16 protein-coding genes are annotated in these 19,722 nt (G+C 44.4%); 7 read left to right on the top strand and 9 right to left on the bottom strand.

The features are described from left to right. The 5 genes from ACO1R6_RS09590 to ACO1R6_RS09570 all read left to right on the top strand — a co-directional run. Positions 1-383 (top strand): trimeric intracellular cation channel family protein (locus ACO1R6_RS09590; RefSeq protein ID WP_486264246.1); only part of this gene is annotated, 383 nt, incomplete at its 5' end. Between the two features lie 307 nt (positions 384-690). Next, positions 691-1,227 carry a hypothetical protein gene (locus tag ACO1R6_RS09585; protein ID WP_486264244.1) on the top strand — a complete coding sequence of 179 codons (537 nt, stop codon included), beginning with the start codon at positions 691-693 and terminating at the stop codon, positions 1,225-1,227. A 101-nt stretch (positions 1,228-1,328) separates the two neighbouring features. Next, positions 1,329-1,907, top strand: a complete 579-nt coding sequence (locus tag ACO1R6_RS09580; RefSeq protein WP_486264243.1) for an NADH-quinone oxidoreductase subunit C — start codon at positions 1,329-1,331, stop codon at positions 1,905-1,907. Between the two features lie 104 nt (positions 1,908-2,011). After that, entirely contained in the window at positions 2,012-3,226 is a 1,215-nt protein-coding gene (locus ACO1R6_RS09575) for an NADH-quinone oxidoreductase subunit D (protein ID WP_486264242.1), read from the top strand. A gap of 462 nt (positions 3,227-3,688) precedes the next feature. Further along, positions 3,689-5,197, top strand: coding sequence for an NAD(P)H-hydrate dehydratase (locus ACO1R6_RS09570; protein WP_486264241.1), 1,509 nt, complete (start codon positions 3,689-3,691; stop codon positions 5,195-5,197). A 684-nt stretch (positions 5,198-5,881) separates the two neighbouring features. Here ACO1R6_RS09570 and ACO1R6_RS09565 read toward each other — a convergent pair. Continuing rightward, positions 5,882-6,925, bottom strand: coding sequence for an NAD(P)-dependent alcohol dehydrogenase (locus ACO1R6_RS09565; protein ID WP_486264240.1), 1,044 nt, complete (start codon positions 6,923-6,925; stop codon positions 5,882-5,884). A gap of 422 nt (positions 6,926-7,347) precedes the next feature. On the opposite strand from ACO1R6_RS09565, the gene ACO1R6_RS09560 reads away from it, so the two are divergent. Then, complete coding sequence (locus tag ACO1R6_RS09560; protein WP_486264238.1) at positions 7,348-8,892, top strand: DUF5723 family protein; 1,545 nt, start codon at positions 7,348-7,350, stop codon at positions 8,890-8,892. 191 nt (positions 8,893-9,083) lie between these two features. Here the strand turns inward: ACO1R6_RS09560 and ACO1R6_RS09555 are convergent, their stop codons facing one another. The 6 genes from ACO1R6_RS09555 to ACO1R6_RS09530 form a co-directional block, all read right to left on the bottom strand. Next, positions 9,084-10,361, bottom strand: a complete 1,278-nt coding sequence (locus ACO1R6_RS09555) for a hypothetical protein (protein ID WP_486264236.1) — start codon at positions 10,359-10,361, stop codon at positions 9,084-9,086. Between the two features lie 108 nt (positions 10,362-10,469). Beyond that, complete coding sequence (locus tag ACO1R6_RS09550; RefSeq protein WP_486264235.1) at positions 10,470-12,950, bottom strand: TonB-dependent receptor; 2,481 nt, start codon at positions 12,948-12,950, stop codon at positions 10,470-10,472. Between the two features lie 518 nt (positions 12,951-13,468). Next, on the bottom strand, positions 13,469-14,131 hold the full coding sequence (locus ACO1R6_RS09545; protein ID WP_486264233.1) for a class I SAM-dependent methyltransferase: 663 nt from the start codon (positions 14,129-14,131) through the stop codon (positions 13,469-13,471). Between the two features lie 92 nt (positions 14,132-14,223). Then, positions 14,224-14,694 carry a DinB family protein gene (locus ACO1R6_RS09540; protein WP_486264232.1) on the bottom strand — a complete coding sequence of 157 codons (471 nt, stop codon included), beginning with the start codon at positions 14,692-14,694 and terminating at the stop codon, positions 14,224-14,226. A gap of 100 nt (positions 14,695-14,794) precedes the next feature. Beyond that, positions 14,795-15,169: a VOC family protein gene (locus ACO1R6_RS09535; protein ID WP_486264230.1), complete on the bottom strand. Its 375-nt coding sequence runs from the start codon at positions 15,167-15,169 to the stop codon at positions 14,795-14,797. Positions 15,170-15,363: 194 nt separating this feature from the next. Beyond that, positions 15,364-16,062 carry a hypothetical protein gene (locus ACO1R6_RS09530; protein WP_486264229.1) on the bottom strand — a complete coding sequence of 233 codons (699 nt, stop codon included), beginning with the start codon at positions 16,060-16,062 and terminating at the stop codon, positions 15,364-15,366. Between the two features lie 193 nt (positions 16,063-16,255). Here ACO1R6_RS09530 and dinB point away from each other — a divergent pair, with 193 nt between their 5' ends. Beyond that, a complete protein-coding gene (gene dinB / locus ACO1R6_RS09525; RefSeq protein WP_486264227.1) occupies positions 16,256-17,299 on the top strand; it encodes a DNA polymerase IV in 1,044 nt (347 codons plus the stop codon). 480 nt (positions 17,300-17,779) lie between these two features. Here the strand turns inward: dinB and ACO1R6_RS09520 are convergent, their stop codons facing one another. Both ACO1R6_RS09520 and queA read right to left on the bottom strand, forming a co-directional pair. After that, a complete protein-coding gene (locus ACO1R6_RS09520) occupies positions 17,780-18,466 on the bottom strand; it encodes a 2-C-methyl-D-erythritol 4-phosphate cytidylyltransferase (protein WP_486264226.1) in 687 nt (228 codons plus the stop codon). Between the two features lie 73 nt (positions 18,467-18,539). Then, a complete protein-coding gene (gene queA, locus ACO1R6_RS09515) occupies positions 18,540-19,586 on the bottom strand; it encodes a tRNA preQ1(34) S-adenosylmethionine ribosyltransferase-isomerase QueA (RefSeq protein ID WP_486264224.1) in 1,047 nt (348 codons plus the stop codon). Between the last annotated feature and the right edge of the window lie 136 nt (positions 19,587-19,722).

The following is a 19,722-nucleotide window of genomic DNA, read 5'->3' as shown; positions in this document are numbered from 1 at the left end:
TGTTCGAGCGCAGCGTGACGAATTCTATTGGGCTTGGATTGGTTACCGTGGTGGGCATTAGCAAAAGCCTGGAGGCGCAATTCCCGTTTTGGGTTTGTATTTTAATGGGGGCTATTACCGGTTCGGTTGGCGGCCTTATTAGAGACGTGTTGTTAAACGAAGTGCCCTTGTTGTTACGACGAGATATTTATGCCCTGGCTTGTGTAACAGGCGGCGTGGTTTACTTTATTTGTATTTATTTTAACTTATCAGGAAGTATAACCGAATTAGTAGCGGCTTTAGTGGTTATATTCGTCAGGATAGTTGCGATAAAGTTCCACATCCACTTACCTGTTTTAGAAGCAGTTAAGAACAATAATCCTGACCAAACCGACAAAACATAATTTTAGCCTATGCCGGCAAAATAGAACTAAATAAAAGCGGCTAAATTAATATGGCTTGTTTATGAAGGCCGCAGGCACCTTCATCTAAGAAAATTTAATTCAGGTTAAGGTTAAACAAAAGGTTAATACCAATTGGGCCATCGCTCATGTGTAAATTACCTAATAAATATTTCCACGTCCCGTTAAAATGAAAACTCACCAGAAATTACTGCTTGTTGTAACATCATTATTTCTTTTTACCTATTGCGGCAACAGCCAATCTGCCTCAACGGTGGCAACCACTCCCACTAAAAGCACCCCTCCGGCCATGGCAGAAAATATTAGCCCTGCCAAGTCAACGGCCAAAGAACAAAAGAAAAGCCCTCCCAATCTACCTGACTTTACGGCAACCTGCACCGAGCAAGAAGAAAAGAACCCTGGATCAGAGGACCCCATTATTATTAAAACCTGCACCTATGGAAATTATAAAACGGTATCAACGGGTTCGCCTGATTATAAAGGCCGGTATAGTTATGAAAACAGCCTTTACCGGTTAAATATTGGTGAATACCAGGAAATAGAAAATGCCGCACTTTTTAACCAAAAACAAGGCGAACTACTTAAACAGATAAACGAAAAAATAAAAGCAGATTACCTAAAATTTTCTAACGAACCAGAAACACAAGAATGCTTTACCAACGCGGAGCCAATCCGTGATTTTAGCCTGGATGAATTAAGAATTGGCTTTGATGCAGACCAACTTGTTTTTCACGCAGAATTTGGGCTGCCAAGTGCTTGTTTGTCGGTGAACGGAACAGCCGTTTCTTTTAAGCTACAGGAAGTAGCGCCTTATCTGAATAAATAAGGATTGGTCATTATTTAGTTTAACTTTGCGTAACACCAATTATTTAATATTACTGCCCGTTAAGGTAAAAATTGGTTTGCTAATAAAACAAAGGATAAAACGTGTATTACAACGAATTGAAAGCTTTTATAACCGATAAGTTTGGCAGCGAAATAATAACCGGCGAAAATATCCAGAACCCGCAGCCTTTTTTGGTAATTAAAACCGAAAGCATTGCGGCCGTTTGCCAGGAGTTGTTCTCTCACCCACAGACCTATTTCGATTATTTAGCTTGTATTACCGGTTTAGATAACGGCCCGGAAGTAGGTACGCTGGAAGTTATTTACCAATTATATTCTATTCCCTACGACCACCACCTGACGTTAAAAGTAATTACCCCGCGCCTCACATCCGAAGGTAATTTGCCCGAAGTGCCTACCGTTTGCCACATTTGGCGCACCGCCGACTGGCACGAACGTGAAGCGTATGATTTAGTAGGTATAAATTTTACCGGTCACCCAGATTTGCGCCGGATTTTGTGCACCCACGATTGGCAAGGTCACCCATTACGCCGCGATTACCAATGGCCCGAATATTACCACGGCATTAAAGTACCCTACGACAACCACAACGAAGCCAATGGCTTTAAAGACGAAAGATTCACCGGCTTTGGCATACCCGAAAACAATCCGGAACGGTAAATGTACTTTACGTAAAAAAAGTTCTTTTGCCCCGGACTGGTTTATAACCGGTTATTTTAAACAAGAACTTTTGTTTTTAATTTAACCCAGCTTACGCGCTTAAAATGTCCTCAACTATAAATTCGCCATACGCTACTTATATAACCCAGGCCGAGCCTACTTTCCACAACCCCGATAACCTGAAAGCCGGCGAAATGCTTTTGAATATGGGCCCGCAGCACCCGTCTACGCACGGTGTATTGCGCTTAGAGGTAATAACCGATGGCGAAATAATAACCGATGTGGTGCCCCATATTGGTTACCTGCACCGTTGCTTTGAAAAACACGCCGAAACCCGGGCCTATAACTTAACCATACCCTTTGTAGACCGCATGGATTACCTGGCCGCCATGAACTCAGAACACGTATGGGCCATGGGCGTCGAAAAAATGCTGGGCTTAGAGGGCAAACTACCCCAGCGGGTAGAATACATCCGGGTACTGGTGAGCGAGCTAAACCGCATTGCTTCGCATTTCCTGGCCATTGGCACGTACGCCATTGATATTGGTGCCTATACGCCATTTTTATGGATGCTGCGCGACCGCGAACATATTCAGCGGTTGCTGGAGTGGGTATCGGGAGCCCGTATGCTGTATAATTACATCTGGATTGGTGGCCTTTACTACGATTTACCCATTGGTTTTGAAGAACGCTGCCGGGAGTTTATCGATTATTTACAACCCAAATTAGATGAGTTTGAAGATATTCTCCTGAAAAACAAAATATTTATTGATCGCACCGCTAATATTGGGGTTTTGCCTTTAAACGTAGCCATTAATTACGGCTGCTCCGGCCCTATGCTGCGCGGCTCCGGCCTTAAGTTTGATTTACGCCGCGTAGATGGCTATTCGGTTTACCCGGAATTAGAATTTGATATACCCATTGGCCAAGGTTTAATGGGCACAACCGGCGACTGCTGGGACCGGAACTACGTACGGGCGCTGGAGTGCCGTGAGTCGTCGCGGATTATCCGGCAGTGCCTCGATCGGCTACAAACCGATTATAAACGTACCCCTGATTTTGACCCGCAAGCTATGTGCCCGAAAAAAATACGGCCAAAAGAGCAGGAATTATATTTCCGGGCCGAAACGCCACGCGGCGAGCTAGGCTATTTTTTCCGGGCTACCGGAAAATCCGATATTCCGTTCCGGTGCAAAGGGCGCTCGCCTTGTTTTTCTAACTTATCGGTTTTGCATGAAATTTCGCGGGGTTGCATGGTAGCCGATATGATTGCCATTGTGGGCTCGGTAGATATTGTTCTGGGCGAGTTAGACCGGTAAGCTAAAACGCAGATAAAATTATTCCAAAAGCTTCCCTCCTGCAATAGCTAATCTGGTAGGGAAAAGAAAGTTTTATACGCAAAGCAGTTGGCTACGCAGCAACTCTCTCCTTGAGGGGAGATAAAGAGGGGTTTACATTTGCATTGATAATCTAGAAAATATAGCTATTCTTAATTTCTGTCTCCTTTACACCCCTGTGGTCACTTCAAGGGGAGAGTTACCGGTAGCAAAGGTCTGTTTTATGCCAACTTCTTTTCCTTTGAGCTTAGTAAAAGTAAAAAGCTTTAAGTGTTTTAGGAGGGCAGGGATGGTAAATTTATTCCGGATAACGATATTTAAAGATTCCTATGTTGGTAATTTGTAAGCAATATTTATCTGTAAACCCCATGGTTAGAGCAACTGCAACCCGCATTGGTAAAACTTCCGTTTAAATATTTTACTCCAAATGCAGCCCTTAAGCTTATGAAAATACTTACTGCTCCCCAGATACGCGAAGCTGACCAGCGCACCATTCAGGCAGAAAATATCTCTTCGGTAGTTTTAATGGAGCGGGCTGCACTGGCTTTTACCCATTGGTTTGCCCAAAGATTTTCGGATAAGAGCAAGAATATTTTGGTTCTTTGTGGCCCCGGTAATAATGGCGGCGATGGTCTGGCTATTGCCCGGTTGCTGCACCAGCAGCAATACGCCGTACAGGTTTGGGTAGTAACCGAAGGTACTAAATTCTCAGCCGATTTTTTGAGCAATCGCCAACACTTACCCGCGGCTGTAGCCTTAACCGAACTCCGGAATATTGCTGATATACGGCCCCTTGCTCCTACCGATATCATTCTGGATGGCTTGTTTGGTACTGGTTTAAGCCGGCCGGTTAGCGGCATTTTTGCGGAGGTTATCCAAGTTATCAATCAATCTTCGGCGGTAAAAATAAGTATTGATGTGCCGTCGGGCTTGTATACCGAGCAGAATAACCAACCCACCGATGCCATTGTGCAAGCGCAGTATACCCTTTGCTTCGAACTACCCAAATTGGCTTTTCTGCTGCCGCAAAACCAAAAATTTGTAGGCGAATGGCACGTGGCACCTATTGGCTTAAGTCCGGCTTATCTGCAAGAAGCCGAAACTAAAATTTATTTAATTGAGCGCGAGCACATTATAGGTTTGCTAAAACCACGGGGCAAATATTCGCATAAAGGTACTTACGGCCATGCTTTGCTTTTGGCTGGCAGTTATGGCAAAATGGGTGCGGCAGCTTTGGCTGCGCGGGCCTGCCTCCGGAGCGGGGTAGGCTTACTCACAGTGCATTGTCCTAAAGTGGGGTACAATATTCTGCAAATAGCCGTACCCGAAGCCATGACTTTACCCGACAGGGAGGAAAACCATTTAACAGAACTCCCCGATTTGGAACCTTACCAAGCCATCGGTATTGGCCCCGGCTTAAGCAAAGAACCGGCAACCCGCCAGTTGGTGCGGCAGCTTTTACAAACCACCACGGTGCCCTTGGTATTAGATGCCGATGCTTTAAATATTTTAGCAGAAGAAAATTTACTCCTGCTACTCCCGCCTAAAAGTATTTTAACCCCGCACCCCAAAGAATTTGAACGCCTGGTTGGTAAAGCTGCTAACGATTACCACCGCTTGGCATTACTCCAAACCTTTTGCCAACAACACCAATGCTACGTGGTTTTAAAAGGTGGCCACACCTGTATTGCTACACCCACCGGCGAGCTGCACTTTAACAACACCGGCAACCCCGGTATGGCTACCGGCGGTACCGGCGATGTACTGACCGGCATTATTACGGCCCTTGTGGCACAAAAATATCCTCCTTTAGATGCTTGCCGCTTGGGGGTTTACCTGCATGGTTTGGCTGGCGATTTAGCTAAAAACCAGGTAAGCGATATTGCCTTGGTGGCCTCTGATGTAATAGACCATTTAGGATCCGCGTTCCTAGAACTGCAAAAATCAGTTTAAAGAACAAAAGCGCTTAAGAAACAAAAGCATTTTTGCCAGCCCCACTTCTTTTTCTATTTCGGTCGGCGCTTATTCCTTTCTATAAGTTTAGCCCTTCGCCCAGCTATCTTGTTCAGCCCTGTAAGGGCCAGCCGGGTACCTTGCGTATTTTCAGTAGCCAAAGTCCTGCAAGGACGAAATATTTAAACTTACCGACTCCTCATCGCACTTAATTTTATCACCATTTTTCCTGATCTTGGTAAAGGCTAATTCAGGTGCGGTGGTAAGAACAAGAACTTCCTAACGTACCAATATAATCAAACAACTATAGCGGCCAGAGGCCGGAGTATAATCATTCCGAGCGAGACGCTCAAAATAGAAACGCTTAATATATAGTTCGAAAGGTCTAAAAAGCCATTTATACCACCTAGTAAATACTAGTTCCCACAGCAGCAAGTCATAAAGCTTTGCCAATCTAAACCGTCCTTCCAAAAGAATCTTCTGATTAGGTAACCCAGAAGATTCTTTTGGAATTCTTCGAATTCTACTGAAGGACGGGGCTGGGTAGAATAAACTTTGTTTTCAGCTATAGAAATAGCCTTATCCTATTTGATATAATTTCCCAGGTAAAAACTTTCCCGGTTAGAATAAAAGAGCCGGCTTAAATTAAAGCCGGCTCTTTTGTGTAATTCAATTTTAGTTTGATTACACAGTAGCCATATCAATCACAAACCGGTACTTTACATCGCTGCGGAGCATGCGTTCGTAAGCATCGTTAATCTGGTTCATAGATATTACTTCTACATCCGATAAAATATTGTGCGCGGCGCAGTAATCCAGCATTTCCTGGGTTTCGGGTATACCACCAATCATAGAACCTACCAGGCGTTTGCGACGCGAGATTAAACTAAAACCAACTACCGGCGAAGGCTCGGGTGGTGCACCTACCAAAATCATGGTGCCATCGCGGCGTAATAAACTCAGGTACAAGTTTAAGTCGTGCGGCGCCGATACGGTATCCAGAATAAAATCGAAGTAATTGCGGTTTTCTTTTAAATGCTCTTCGTTGCGGGTAACTACAAATTTGTGGGCTCCTAAGGCCCGGGCATCAGCTTCTTTGTTCGGCGAGGTACTCAGCACGGTTACTTCGGCCCCCATAGAAGCGCCTAATTTTACCGCCATGTGGCCCAAACCGCCTAAACCTACTACCCCTAATTTATGGCCGGCTCCTACTTTCCATTGCCGCAAAGGCGAGTAAGTGGTTATTCCGGCACAAAGTAAAGGGGCTATCCGGCTTAAATCCTGGTCCGGCGCAACCTTCAGGGTATATTTTTCATCAACCACAATCTGGGTAGAATATCCGCCGTAAGTAGGGGTTTTGCCGTCGAGTTCGTAGCTGTTATAAGTACCTACATTGTGCACCTCGCAGTATTGTTCCAGGCCTTCCTGGCAACTGTGGCAGGTACGGCAAGAATCTACAAAGCAGCCTACGCCTGCCATATCGCCTTCTTTAAATTTGGTTACCTCAGCGCCTACTTTACTTATGCGGCCCACAATTTCGTGGCCGGGTACCATGGGGTAAATAGAGCCGCCCCATTCGTTGCGGGCTTGGTGCAAATCGGAGTGGCAAACGCCGCAAAATAAAATATCAATTAAAACATCGTGTGCGCCTACATCTCGGCGCTCGAAACTAAACGGGCCGAGCGGATGGGTTGCATCCGGCGCAGCATAACCTCGTACTGGTATCATAATCTGGATAATTTATAGTCTGAAATAATTAAAACGGGCAGAAGGCATTAGGGTTAATGAAAATTTACTTTACTGGATTTTGCTCATATTAAAATTTACCGCAAAGTAAAGCAGTGATATTTATTTATACCAATTGGTTTAGCCGTGCTTATGCGGCTTTTTGGCGTTAACCGCATTATTTTCGTTCCGATTAGCTCACCCATAAGCCTTTACAAAAAATATTTTCTAAATACTCAATTTTGAGTATTGCCCAGGCATTCCAAATAGCTTACCTTTATATCGAAATTATACTATATAAAAAATATTATAAATTTTGTCACTCTACCCGGCTTACATAAATCCTGTTTAAATCTTATTAGCCCTTATTTTAATTTATTTACTATAACTATAACCCTAATCTTACAAACACTATTTTATTGCCCATGAAAAAACATTTACTCTGCGGTACGTTAATGTTAATTGCGTTATCCGGAAAATTAAAAGCCCAAAATTTTTTAGGAATTGGCAACAGCAACTTTGCCGGTGTTCACGGTTTATACATGAATCCTTCTAACATCGTAGATTCGCGACTGGGAATGCAGATAAACTTAGCGGCCTTCGACTTTAATGTTTCGAACAACTACTTGCGCTATAACCATTCCAGCTCTTTGCTTAAAATGTTTAAAAACGGAGATGATTTTGAAAAAGAGTACCTGGACGAAAATTTAAATGGTAATCCCAAACTATTAACCACTTCCCTTGATTTTCGGGGACCTTCGCTGATGCTTACCCTTAGCCCCAAGCACAGCCTGGCCCTAACTACCCGCATCAGAGGCGCGGTGCAAGGCAACAATGTTTCGGAAGAAATTGCCCGCTATGCTCGTACGGGTGGCGACGACGAAATATTAAACCAAGTGTACGATAATAACCAATTTAGCTTAAACGGCAATGTAAATGCCGAAATGGGCATTTCTTATGGCCGCGTAATTTTTGATAATGGCCAGCACTTGGTTAAGAGCGGTATAACGGTAAAACGGGTTACTGGTATTTTTTCTTCTTATTTTATAAACGAGGGCTCCCGGTATAAAATAAATGAAAAAACCGATGCCAACGGTGAAACCTATACAATGCTGGAAATTGACAATATTAATGCCCGCTATGGTTACCTGACCGAAGACCTTTTAGAAGACCTGGAAGCATCGGATGCAGTAAACTGGCTGTTTAAAGGCGATGCGCCCGGCAAAGGTTGGGGTATGGATATTGGTGTAAGCTATGAGTACCGGCCCAACATAGATAAATACCGCTATACTTACGACAGCACGCAATACCTGGAACACCGGAAAAATAAATATAAGTACCGCCTGGGCATAGCCCTCATGGATGTAGGCGGTGTAAAATATTCGTCTGATTTTGCCCGCAGTTTAGCTATTAACAAACAAAACGTACAACTTACTCCCCAAGACTTTGAAAATGCCGAAGACCCCGATGAGTTTGCTGCCATCCTGAACCAATCTTTCGGTATTCAGCCTTCGGATATAAAAAATAATTTCCGGTCGGGTTTGCCTACGGCTTTAAATATTAACCTCGATGCCCGGCTGGCCCGGCGGTTATATGTAAACACCACCTGGATTCAGAGCTTACGCGGTAAAACAGCAGTGGCCATGCGGCAAAATTCATTGTTGGCAGTTACGCCGCGGTTAGAATTTAAAATGCTGGAATTGGCGACACCGGTTTCGTTAAGCAATAATTACTCAGTGTTTGCGGTGGGCGCTATGGCTAAGTTAGGCCCCATTTTTATTGGCTCTGATAATATTGGCGGGGCCTTAAATATTGGTAAACCGTATGGTGCCAATGTATATGCAGGCGTATCTTTATTGGCTAAAAAGCGCGAAAAGAAAAAGGAACACAAACAACCCAAAGTAAAAAAAGATAAAAGTAAAACGCCGGCAGTTACGCCAACCCCGACATCTCCTGCCCCGGCTAACTAATAAAATTACAGGGCAATTTTACGTAAAACATAGTATGCCCATTAACCTTACTTAAAAGCAAATAAAAAGCTATTGGTACTATTACCGATAGCTTTTTTATTTAAAATATTGCTATTGAAGAGCAAAGTGCATTGTCTAAAAGGCAAAGGTATAAAACCATATCCAGGCTATTTATTCATGAACCGTTGTGTTCAGGATTTAATAATATCTTTTATATCTATCATATACATTTGCCGGCCGTTGCTGCCATGGGTAGAATCGAAAAACACTTTGGTACCGGCCTGGTCGCAGCGGGGATGCAGGTCGCAACGCCACTCCCCGGTATATTCCGGGGGCTCATAAAAGCGGCCTAAAATTACCTTACGCTTGGTGGGTACGTGGTAGAGGTATAATTCCTGGAGCCGATCGGCTTTGTTATAGGGGTAAGTATCGTTTAATATCCATTCGTTGTTGGTATGGGGCACGTACGTGTTATGGCCATTATAAGGCATCGCCTGCTTATCAACCAAAGTAAACCGTTCGGTTTTATCTTTGAGGAGGTAAAATGCCGCGGGTTGCCCAACGGGTTGCATCCAGGCACAAACGTGCTGGGGATCGCGCCAAATAAAATGCGAGGTATAACCAGCCGGATCGAGCAGGTATAGGTCCTGTCCGTTAACGTCTACAGTAAACATGCGGGTCATGAAGTCGCAGCAAGCCATGCGCTGGCGGTTGTCTTTTTTGGCCCGCCAGCGGTGTAAAAATATTAACCGCTCGCTATTGGGGCTTACCAGCAAATGGTTAAACCAATGGTAATTATCGGCTACAGATTTGCCGTAGTGCGGCATAGCGGCCATTTGGGCTAAAGAGAGCAGCATTTGTTCTTTGCCGTTTTTTAAATCCAGGCGGTACAAGCCAATCTCGCCAGGGGCTTTTATTTCTTCGTAGGGGTCGGGAATACCGGCATAGCCGTAGCCGGGCCGCAAATTCTGGATGCGGCTAAACTCGGTACCTACCGCAAATTTACCATTAGGACTTAAAGCATAAACGGCTTTGGGTAAAGTACGCCGTTTACCGGTTTTAACGTTAAGTATATGTGCCCCATAGGCATTGCCAACGCGGTCGTTCCAGATAATTTCGTTTTTTGAGCCGGGTATCCATTGCAGCATACAGCCTTGCTGCCACCCCCAGGCCTGGCTCTCGCCCAGTTCAATCCACTTGTTCTGGTTCTGCAAATCGATCATGCCAATCTTCAGCCGGTCATTTGCTTCGGGCGTACGGCCTTCAAAAGCAACCTGCATGCCTAACACATAACGGCCGGTGGGGTCAGTCTGGAATTTATCGTAGTAGCCAAACCAATGGAAACCCGGATTTTGGGTAATGGATTGTACCGGCGGAAATGCTTCTGCTACTGTTTTGGCCCACAACGGCACTGTCATTAAGCCAATACCGGCCCAGGTGGCCTGGCCCAGGAATTTCCTTCTTTTCATTTAATAAGAGCCGGCCAGGTCTAAATGGTCGGCTCTACAATATATTCATTTTAAATATATTATAAAATAAAGCTGCTACCCTTGCCCCCATTATGGTACCCGGTTAGTTTAGTTGCCCGTACCGCCGCTCTGGCCGCCACCTTGTACGTCGTCGTTTTTAATGCCGCGTTTTTTGCGGGCAATATCTCCTTGCAGTTTACCAAAACGGTAGTTAAACGTTAAGTTAAGCCGGCGCATTATGTAAAACGATTCTGAATTCTGATAAAACCGAACATCGTTCAGTTCGTTAAAGAAGCGCCGGTTACGCTGAAAAGGACTGCTGATAGATAAGTTAATACTACCTTTGTCTTTTTTGAAAAGCATTTTACTTACCGATAAACTATTATAGGCATAACCCGCCGAAGTACCTTGCAGCAATATTTGCGGCGAATAATACCCAATATTACCACTGGCCCGCCAAGTTTTCCCAAATTTATAACTTACATACCCAAAAACATTGGCGGTAACCCCATTGTTACTAACCTCGGTAAGCACATTGGTTTTGGTTACCGTATCTATGGCGGTAATTACCCCGTTTAATTGCACAAAATTAGCGCTGGCATTTAAGTTTACATTCAGATTTTTGCTGAGGTTCATGTTGGTATTAAGCGATAAGCCCAGCCGCTGATTTTTACCAATATTGCCGTAAGTAGTCCGGGCTACTGAATCGGTGCCCAGGGTGGTAAATTGCTGAATAGAATTATTTGTAAAATTATAGTATAAACTGCTGTTTACCGACGACTTTTTAACGAAGGTACTGTACGACAAATCGAAAGCATGATTAATGGCCGCTACTAAATTAGGATTTCCAAAATATATATTGCGGGGGTCAACGCGGTTTACGTAAGGGTTCAGGTACCAGAGGCCCGGCCGTTCTATGCGTTGGGTATAACTTAAGCGGGCTGTTTTCATGCCTTTTAACTTCCGCGACAAAGCAACGGAAGGAATCAGGTTAAAATAATTTTGCTTGGCAAAAGTGCTCGACGAGGCAAAGTCAGCGTCGATGCGGGTTTGCTCGAGGCGGGCGCCTAACTTTAAACCCCAATCGCCTTTTTTTAAACCGTAAGACGTATAGCCGGCAAGTATATCCTGGTGGTAATCAAAATTATTGCTTTGGGTAGGGTCTATTACGTACTGTTTATTATCCGGATTCTGATTAGCATAAAAGTAATCGCTGCTGTTGAGGCGGGTAATGGTTTTTATACCTATTTCCAGGTTGTTTTTCTTGATGGGCTGCACGTAATCGGCTTGTACCGTGTGTTCGGCCGAAGTACCATTATTTTGAGTAATGCTCAAAACTAAAGGCCGGTCGGGGTATTCTAACCTGAAATCTGTATCTACATCGTTACCACCATTATTAAATTTATACGATAAGGTAAACAACTGTTCTTTGTTTTTACGAAAGCTGCGCTGGTAATCCAGGCCAACATCATACCCGTGCCACTCATAGGCATTTCTACTAAACCGGTCATAAGCCAAACCGGTAACACCCGCGTAATTGGTATTAATTACCTCCTGCGAAAGGTTGCCGGTGCTGTTGCTTACGTTAAAACTAAAGTTACCGGTAATTAAGTTAAGCGAATCGAGCTCATAACTCAGGTTACCATCTAAATAATTAAACCGCCCCTGGTTGCTGTTAAAGCCCCTTTGGTTTAACCGGATTTTCTGGATATAATCATCGCGGAAAAGATTGTTCTGGGTAGTCGGCGACTCATTGTAATTATTGCCGTAATAGCCCGAAAAGCCAAATTTACCCATTTTAGCCGTGAGATAGCCGCCAAAATTATAACCTACCGGCGTACGGGCACCCAGGTTTACTGAGCCATTGTAGCCACCTAGATTTTTCTTTACTGTAATAATATTAATAATACCGCCTACGCCTTCGGCCTCGTATTTGGCCGGCGGGTTGGTTATTACTTCAATATTTTTAATGGTATTGGCCGGCATGCTTTTTAAAACTTCTTTGGGATCGCGCACAAACAACGACGAAGTTTTGCCGTTTACCAGCACCCGGTAGCTGCCGCTGCCCTTTAACTGAATATTATCTTCAGCATCTACGGTTACCAGGGGCACTTTGCGCAGCATATCCAGCGCGGTCATGGTTTTGCTTTCGGGGTCGGCTTCTACATCGTAAGTAATTTTATCAATGTCCTGCTTTATCAGCATTTTTTGCGCCGTTACCTCCACTTCTTTTAGCTGGCTAGCCGTGGGGCTTAACAGAATACGCCCCAGATTTACCACCGGATTACCGGCGGGGAACTCGGTCACTTTTACTACGCGGCTTTTAAAACCCACGTAATTAATAACCACCTCGTAAGGCTTGGGTTGTAAACCAGTTACCTCAAAAGTGCCGTTATCCTGGGTGTAAGTACTTTTAATGGCTTCTTTCTTGCCGGCCTCACGCACCCCAATGGTTACGTAGCCCAAAGGGGCCGTTTTAGCTGAGTCGATAACCGTACCTTTGATAACACCATTACCGGCGGGTACCTGCGCCTTTGCGTTAAACAAAACAGTACAGCAAAAGAGGATTAAAAGTAGCGCATTCTTCATGAATAATTGGTTTATAGATATTACAGGGTTACAGGTAAAATTTAATAAGCACGGCAAACTAGCAAAAGCGCCAAAACAAAATTTGCAAAAGGGGCGAAATGACAAAAAAACAGCTTAAAACAACTGATTATTTGTGTGAAGCTTTATTAAAAGGGCATAAAGCTCTTTAAAAGTGCATATAGACAGATCTAAATTAAAGTAAATTTTATAAAGAATAAATTAAATATTAAGTTAATATTTAGGCTCCTGCCATTATCACTTATTTTTACTTTAAAGGTCTTAAATAAGCATGATGCACTATCTCTATTTTTCCATAAATATTTCTTAAAAATTTCTGGCTCTTATTCTTATTTCAGCCGCCAGACTTGGTATAACCAGTTATAGACTTGCCTCCTTAGAAGCATGGGGACGTGAGTAGTTGCCCGAGAAACGGTAGAGGGCCGGGATAAACAGGCAAAAAGATAAAACAACTGAGCAAAAAGCAAGATTTAATCTTGTGCCGGCAAGGGCGGAATAATTTAGGCCGTAACAGCTATAGCCTGCACCAATAAGGATGTTACTTTAACCAGCGTACCGTTTATTTCTTGATCAGGCTCCGCTATTTCTTGCACTTGGGTTACCTTAAAATCATTCTGCTCCAGCAAACGGGTTAGCTGCGCAGCGTTGTAAAGGATAAAGCCATACTGGGTAAACGGATACGTTTCCATAACGGCCCGGGGCCGGATAGCCAGGGATAATTTACCCGCAGGTTTTAACACCCGTCGGATTTCGGTTAGCTCGCGACTAGGATTATCCCAAAAATAAAGCGTATTTACCGTAAATACCTGGTCGAAGGTAGCGGCCGCAAAAGGTAGCTGGTGAGCGGCCGCCCATAAAAATTGCGCCTGCCCTTTTACTATATAATCTTTATTTATCGCGTTGGCTTCGGCTACCATAATTTCCGAAAAATCGCAGCCAACGTAGGTTACGGCGGGAGCCGCTAAAAAAATATCTTTTACAAAATACCCGTTGCCCATGCCAATCTCCAGGATGTGCTCGCCTGCTTGTAGCTGTAATTGGTTAATGGTCAATTTATTTATACCGGCGTTGGTAATGTTCATTTTGTCTCCTAACTGTTTACCTGCTATGCCAGAGGGTTGCTTAAGCTGTTGGGCCAGACTCTGCAATGAATTTTGTGCCATATAGATATAGTATTTTTAAAGTGAGACTTGCACTATGCCGTCCAAAGTTTTAGTGTTAGTATACTTGCTTCAAGTACTGTAGTATCATCTGGCTATCGCATGATATCGGTATCGATGGGGATATAACCTAAATGACGGCTTAAGGAGAGTATCTGGCCTTTGTGGTGAAACTCGTGGGTAACAACGTGCGTGAATAATTTAACCGGGCTAGCCATAACCAGTTGGTTATTTATACGCACCGGCAACGCTGTTTTGTAATCGGGGGCAAAAGCTTCTAAATATTGGCTAACCAAGGCATCAATATTTTGGAAATAGGCTTGAGCTTCTGCTATATTCTTAATGGCCGCATACGGTATAATATTGATGTTTCTTTGCAGCGCCTGTTGCCCCAGCCAAAATTCGTAGGTATTACCAATATGCACGAGTAAATTCCGGATACTTCCCCGCCCAAAACTGCTGTTTTCGGCCAGAAAGTACTTTTCGGCAATTTGGCTGGTATAAGAAAATAAAACTTCCCGCGATGCTTTAACCAAATTATACTGTATTTCGAGCAGGTTCTTCATGGCTGTTTACCTGTTTCAGGAGTTTATAGCAAATTAAATAAACCGCCTTGGCAATATTAAAGGCAATATTGCCTCTGCCGCTATATTTTTTGTTGCTTTTTCAGGCAATAACTGAGGTAATCCACCAAGTATTGCCGCAAGGATCTTGCACCCCGCTGCTGCGGCCGTAGCTTTGGTTAGCGGGTTCCATTACCGATACGGCGCCATTGGCTAATGCTTTATGGTAAATTTCGTCGGCATCAGACACGTACACGTAAAGTCCGGCTGTTTGCGGCGCCCAGGCCTCAGTACTGTCGGCAAACATAATGGTACTGCCATCTATGTTAACTTCGGCATGTCGCACGGCCCCGGCTTCGTCGGTTTGGTAGTAGAGTTGCCGCGCATTAAACACCTGCTGCACAAAAGTCATAAACTTGGCTGCGCCCGGCAAAATAAGGTAAGGCATTACGGTTTGGTGGTTTGGTGAAATTTCCACAGTATAGTTTTAAAGTTTTATCTATAAAGTAAATTTAATAAACATCCAACAGGCAATCGGTTTTAGACTGATGCAGGTAAAAAGGTTGGTTACCTACTGAAACCATAAAATGGCTGGGGACGGTGTTGTAATGTAACTTAGGCTCTGACGCAAGGCGAAAAACTGACGCTGTAATTACAATGCGGCGGTATTCTTTATTTCTTCGGCTTACGTTTAATTACCTTAATGCCTTCCGCGTATTTGGCATCTTTGTATCGTTCTACAGCTTCTTTGCCATATAAAACTTCAGACGTAAATTCTCCGGATCTCAACTTAAACTGGCTTACATCTTCGGTTTCCACCACCTGGCCATCAATATCATAAAAACGGATTCTTTTGGGTTGGCCGGTATACCGGATTGGCTCGTGCGGCATATATTCTTCGCCGTACAGGTGTACCTCTAAATAATCATCGGCTTTGGTGGGTGTGGCAGGGTCGTCGTAAACCTGGTATGCTACTTTCATTACCTGGTTTGGTTTAATTTCCGGCAACACGTTGTGTTCGTAATATTTACCTTTGTAATACAGCCGGGCTTTATTCCGGAAATACAGCGACACCGGGTGGTTTTTATCTTTCACGGTAATTTGCATCGTCAGTCGTTCCATGCTTTCTGTTGCCGACCGCTCCGATTTCATGGTTATCTCATCGGGTTTGAATAAAGATAAAACTTCTATTTTGGTCTGATGGCCATCTACAAAAGCTGTTATTTTATCGGAAGTAAAACGGCCGCCTGGTTTCTGCTCCAGCCGGGTGCGGGTAACTACTTTTTCCTGAGCAATTACCTGGCTTACCGTTAGCAGCAGAAAGGCTAGAAACAGGCTCAGCTTATTATTTTTGGTCATTATCTTTTTCATAGAAAAGCCCGGATTTATTTTGTGCTGGTTTAATCTGGTTTAGGTGTAAAAGAAAATATTAACCTGGTTCTAAGCCGGTCTAAGATAAGATAATTTCTTTAAAATTTTCACCACTTGTCTTCTCTCCGTAAATTTGTTTCACACCTGCTTTTCTTCCTTGAACCCAGCTATCCGCAAAATTATTCATATTGATATGGACGCTTTTTACGCGTCGGTGGAGCAGCGCGACAACCCCGATCTGCGGGGCAAACCGGTGGCCGTGGGTGGCTCGCGGGCTCGGGGCGTAGTAGCGGCGGCTAGTTACGAAGCACGTAAATTTGGGGTGTTTTCGGCCATGGCTTCTAAAATTGCCCTGCAAAAATGTCCGCAGTTAATATTTGTAAAGCCCCGCTTCGAGGTGTACAGCGCCGTATCGCGGCAAATCCGGGAAATATTTTACCAGTACACCGATTTGGTAGAACCACTTTCGTTGGATGAAGCTTACCTGGATGTAACCGAAAATAAAATCGGGATGCCTTCGGCGAGTATTATTGCCCATGAAATTAAAGCCCGCATTTTTACCGAAACCAACCTGACCGCTTCGGCGGGCGTGTCGTTCAATAAATTCCTGGCCAAGATTGCCTCCGACCTGAACAAACCCAACGGCTTTACCTTAATTACGCCCGACAAAGCCGAAGATCTGGTCGCGACTTTAGCCATCGAGAAATTTCATGGCATTGGCAAAGTTACGGCCGCTAAAATGCAGCGCCTGGGAATTTATACCGGCGCCGATTTGCGGGACCGCCCTGAGAATGAGTTGGTGCGGCACTTTGGGAAAGTAGGTCGTTATTATTACCATATTGCCCGCGCCCAGGACGAGCGCGCGGTACAGCCCCACCGGCTACGCAAATCGATTGGCGCTGAGCGTACTTTTGAAACGGATTTAACCGCTGAAACAGACATGTTGGAACGACTGCAGTTCCTGGCTCAGGAAGTAGCCCATGATTTAAACCGCCTGCAAACTACTGCCAAGACCGTTACGCTTAAGCTTAAATATTTCGATTTTGTGCAGCAAACCCGGAGTAAAACTTTGGCCGGCCACCTCCAAACTGCCGATGCTATTTTTACAGTAGCCCGCGATTTATTACGTACCCCACAATTGCCGCAGTACCCCGTGCGACTCCTGGGCATATCGGTTTCTAACCTGCTTTACGCCCACGATTTGCCTACCGTTTACCAGCTTACTTTAGATTTTTAAAAGTCTGAGTGATAATTGGTAAACTGTTGCTTTTCGGTAAACAAGTAATATTTTGTATTAAATATAATTTTACTCCTTTCGGGCACCTTACCTAAACTTGGGAAGGAGTTGTGGCCAAACCGGAATGTTGCAAAACGGCTGAGTTGAGAAGGTTTGGTGGTGTAACCCTCTCCTTCCCCCTCCAACGGGGAACGTTCAATGCTATGAAATATGCTTGGTTGAAGGTAAAATGCAAAATAGCGATAATTACTGGCAAATATAGCAGTCAGTGGAGTGAAGACCTTCTGGAAGATTCTCTTCTGGAAGATTCTCTTCTTGGATTCCGGTGCGTAGCATTGCGAGGTACGAGCAAAGGAAGATTAGACCGTCTGAACCTACCGACGAGGCCACGCGGCCGGGAGCTTACTTTTGCTAGTACCAACCGTTAGCACCACCACATTGCAAGATGCAATCTTGCAAAAGTTCATCGGCCTAAACACTTTACCCCTGCCCTATTAAAAAATTCTCAGCCCAAACCAAATCTTCAGGAGTCGTAATTTTAATATTCTCGTAACTACCTTCTACCAAATTTATTTTCTGGCCAAAACGCTCTACCACCGAGGCATCGTCGGTAAAAGTAGGTTCTTCGGGTAATTCGTAAGCGCGGCGCAGCAGGGGCAAACGGAAACACTGAGGCGTTTGGATAAGGCGATATTGACTGCGATCCAGGGCTTTGCTTTTGGTTTTAAACACCTGCCGGATAGATTCTTTTAAAGGTACAGCCACCACCGCATTGCCTTTTTGAGCAGCCATAGTAAAAGCTACCCCAATTACTGCCACGGGCACAAAAGGCCGCACCCCATCGTGTACGGCTACTACCCCGTCGGGGTCCTTAATAGCAGCTAAACCATTTTTTACTGAGCCAAAACGCGTAGTACCACCGGCAACCAGGATGTGCTTAATTTCAAAAACATGAGTAAAACAAAGCGCCTCCCACATTTTTATTTGCGCCTGGGGCAACACCACAATTAGTTGTATAGCCGGGTTGTAGGCATAAAACCGCCGAATGGTATGCATGAGTATAGGCTGCCCACCTATAGCCATAAATTGCTTGGGTACCTGGCTCTGCATGCGGGTACCGGAGCCACCCGCCACAATTATTGCCGACTCGGGAAGTGCTGCTGCCATAACGCAAAATAAAGAAATAAAAAACCCGACCCGCTATTACGCCGGCCGGGTGCTTTTAAATATTTAGGAGTAATTACAAAATCAGCATAACATCGCCGTAACTAAAGAAATTATATTTTTCTTTTACAGCTATTTTATACGCATTCATAATTAAATCGTATCCGCCAAACGCACAAGTCATCATGAGCAAAGTAGACTCTGGCATGTGAAAGTTGGTGATTAATGAGTTTGGTATTTTAAAGTCGTGGGGCGGGAAAATGAATTTATCGGTCCAGCCTTCGGTTGGTTTAAGCCGGGCATTGGCCGATACCGACGACTCCAGGCCCCGCATAGTAGTTGTACCAACCGCACAAACTTTCTTTTTATTATCCAGGGCGCGGTTTACCATGGTAGCCGTGTCTTCGGGCACAATAAAGTGTTCCGAATCCATTTTGTGTTTTGTAAGGTCTTCTACGTCTACCGGCCGGAAAGTACCTAAACCCACGTGCAAGGTAAGCGGTACCACATCTACCCCATTCAGCTCCAGCCGTTTTAATATTTCGCGGGTAAAGTGTAAACCGGCCGTAGGGGCTGCTACAGCACCCACGTTCTTGGCATAAACGGTTTGGTAGCGTTCCCGATCTTCTGGTTCGGCAGGGCGTTTCAGGTACTTAGGCAAGGGCGTTTCACCCAGGTCGTTAATGGTTTTGTAAAAATCATCGTCGGAGCCATCAAATAAAAATTTAATGGTACGGCCGCGAGAGGTAGTATTATCAATCACTTCAGCTACTAAATCGCTGTCGCCAAAGTATAATTTATTACCTACCCGTATTTTACGGGCCGGGTCTACCAGCACATCCCACAAATGATTTTCTTTGTTTAACTCGCGTAGCAAAAATACTTCTATTTTAGCGCCGGTTTTTTCTTTGTTGCCGTACAGGCGCGCCGGAAATACCTTGGTATCGTTAATTACCATTACATCGCCGTCGTCGAAATATTCGAGAATGTCTTTAAAAACTTTATGTTCAATTTTGCCGGTATTCCGATGCACAACCATCATGCGCGCTTCGTCGCGGTTTTTGGCAGGGTGCGTGGCCATTAAACTGGCCGGCATGTCAAATCTAAATTCGGAGAGTTTCATATTTAAATATTACGGTATTTAATGTGGGTGATAAGGTTAAGAACAGCTTGGATTTGTTTTATAATAGTAAGCGCAGCAAAAAGATTTTCTTTAGGGTGCCATATATAGCTGTTCCAAAATTGAGGCGCAAATTTAG

This window comes from Adhaeribacter sp., from assembly GCF_057359045.1.
Note: the sequence above shows the minus strand (reverse complement) of the source record. Positions and strands in the feature narration are given on the sequence as shown.

Bases quoted from the DNA above. Each gene is read 5' to 3' on its own strand.
- ACO1R6_RS09565 (WP_486264240.1), bottom strand. From the start codon at position 6,925: ATGATACCAGTACGAGGTTATGCTGCGCCGGATGCAACCCATCCGCTC.
- ACO1R6_RS09585 (WP_486264244.1), top strand. From the start codon at position 691: ATGGCAGAAAATATTAGCCCTGCCAAGTCAACGGCCAAAGAACAAAAG.
- ACO1R6_RS09575 (WP_486264242.1), top strand. From the start codon at position 2,012: ATGTCCTCAACTATAAATTCGCCATACGCTACTTATATAACCCAGGCC.
- ACO1R6_RS09530 (WP_486264229.1), bottom strand. From the start codon at position 16,062: ATGAAAAAGATAATGACCAAAAATAATAAGCTGAGCCTGTTTCTAGCC.
- ACO1R6_RS09560 (WP_486264238.1), top strand. From the start codon at position 7,348: ATGAAAAAACATTTACTCTGCGGTACGTTAATGTTAATTGCGTTATCC.
- ACO1R6_RS09520 (WP_486264226.1), bottom strand. From the start codon at position 18,466: ATGGCAGCAGCACTTCCCGAGTCGGCAATAATTGTGGCGGGTGGCTCC.
- ACO1R6_RS09570 (WP_486264241.1), top strand. From the start codon at position 3,689: ATGAAAATACTTACTGCTCCCCAGATACGCGAAGCTGACCAGCGCACC.
- ACO1R6_RS09550 (WP_486264235.1), bottom strand. From the start codon at position 12,950: ATGAAGAATGCGCTACTTTTAATCCTCTTTTGCTGTACTGTTTTGTTT.
- ACO1R6_RS09545 (WP_486264233.1), bottom strand. From the start codon at position 14,131: ATGGCACAAAATTCATTGCAGAGTCTGGCCCAACAGCTTAAGCAACCC.
- dinB (WP_486264227.1), top strand. From the start codon at position 16,256: ATGGACGCTTTTTACGCGTCGGTGGAGCAGCGCGACAACCCCGATCTG.
- queA (WP_486264224.1), bottom strand. From the start codon at position 19,586: ATGAAACTCTCCGAATTTAGATTTGACATGCCGGCCAGTTTAATGGCC.
- ACO1R6_RS09555 (WP_486264236.1), bottom strand. From the start codon at position 10,361: ATGAAAAGAAGGAAATTCCTGGGCCAGGCCACCTGGGCCGGTATTGGC.
- ACO1R6_RS09540 (WP_486264232.1), bottom strand. From the start codon at position 14,694: ATGAAGAACCTGCTCGAAATACAGTATAATTTGGTTAAAGCATCGCGG.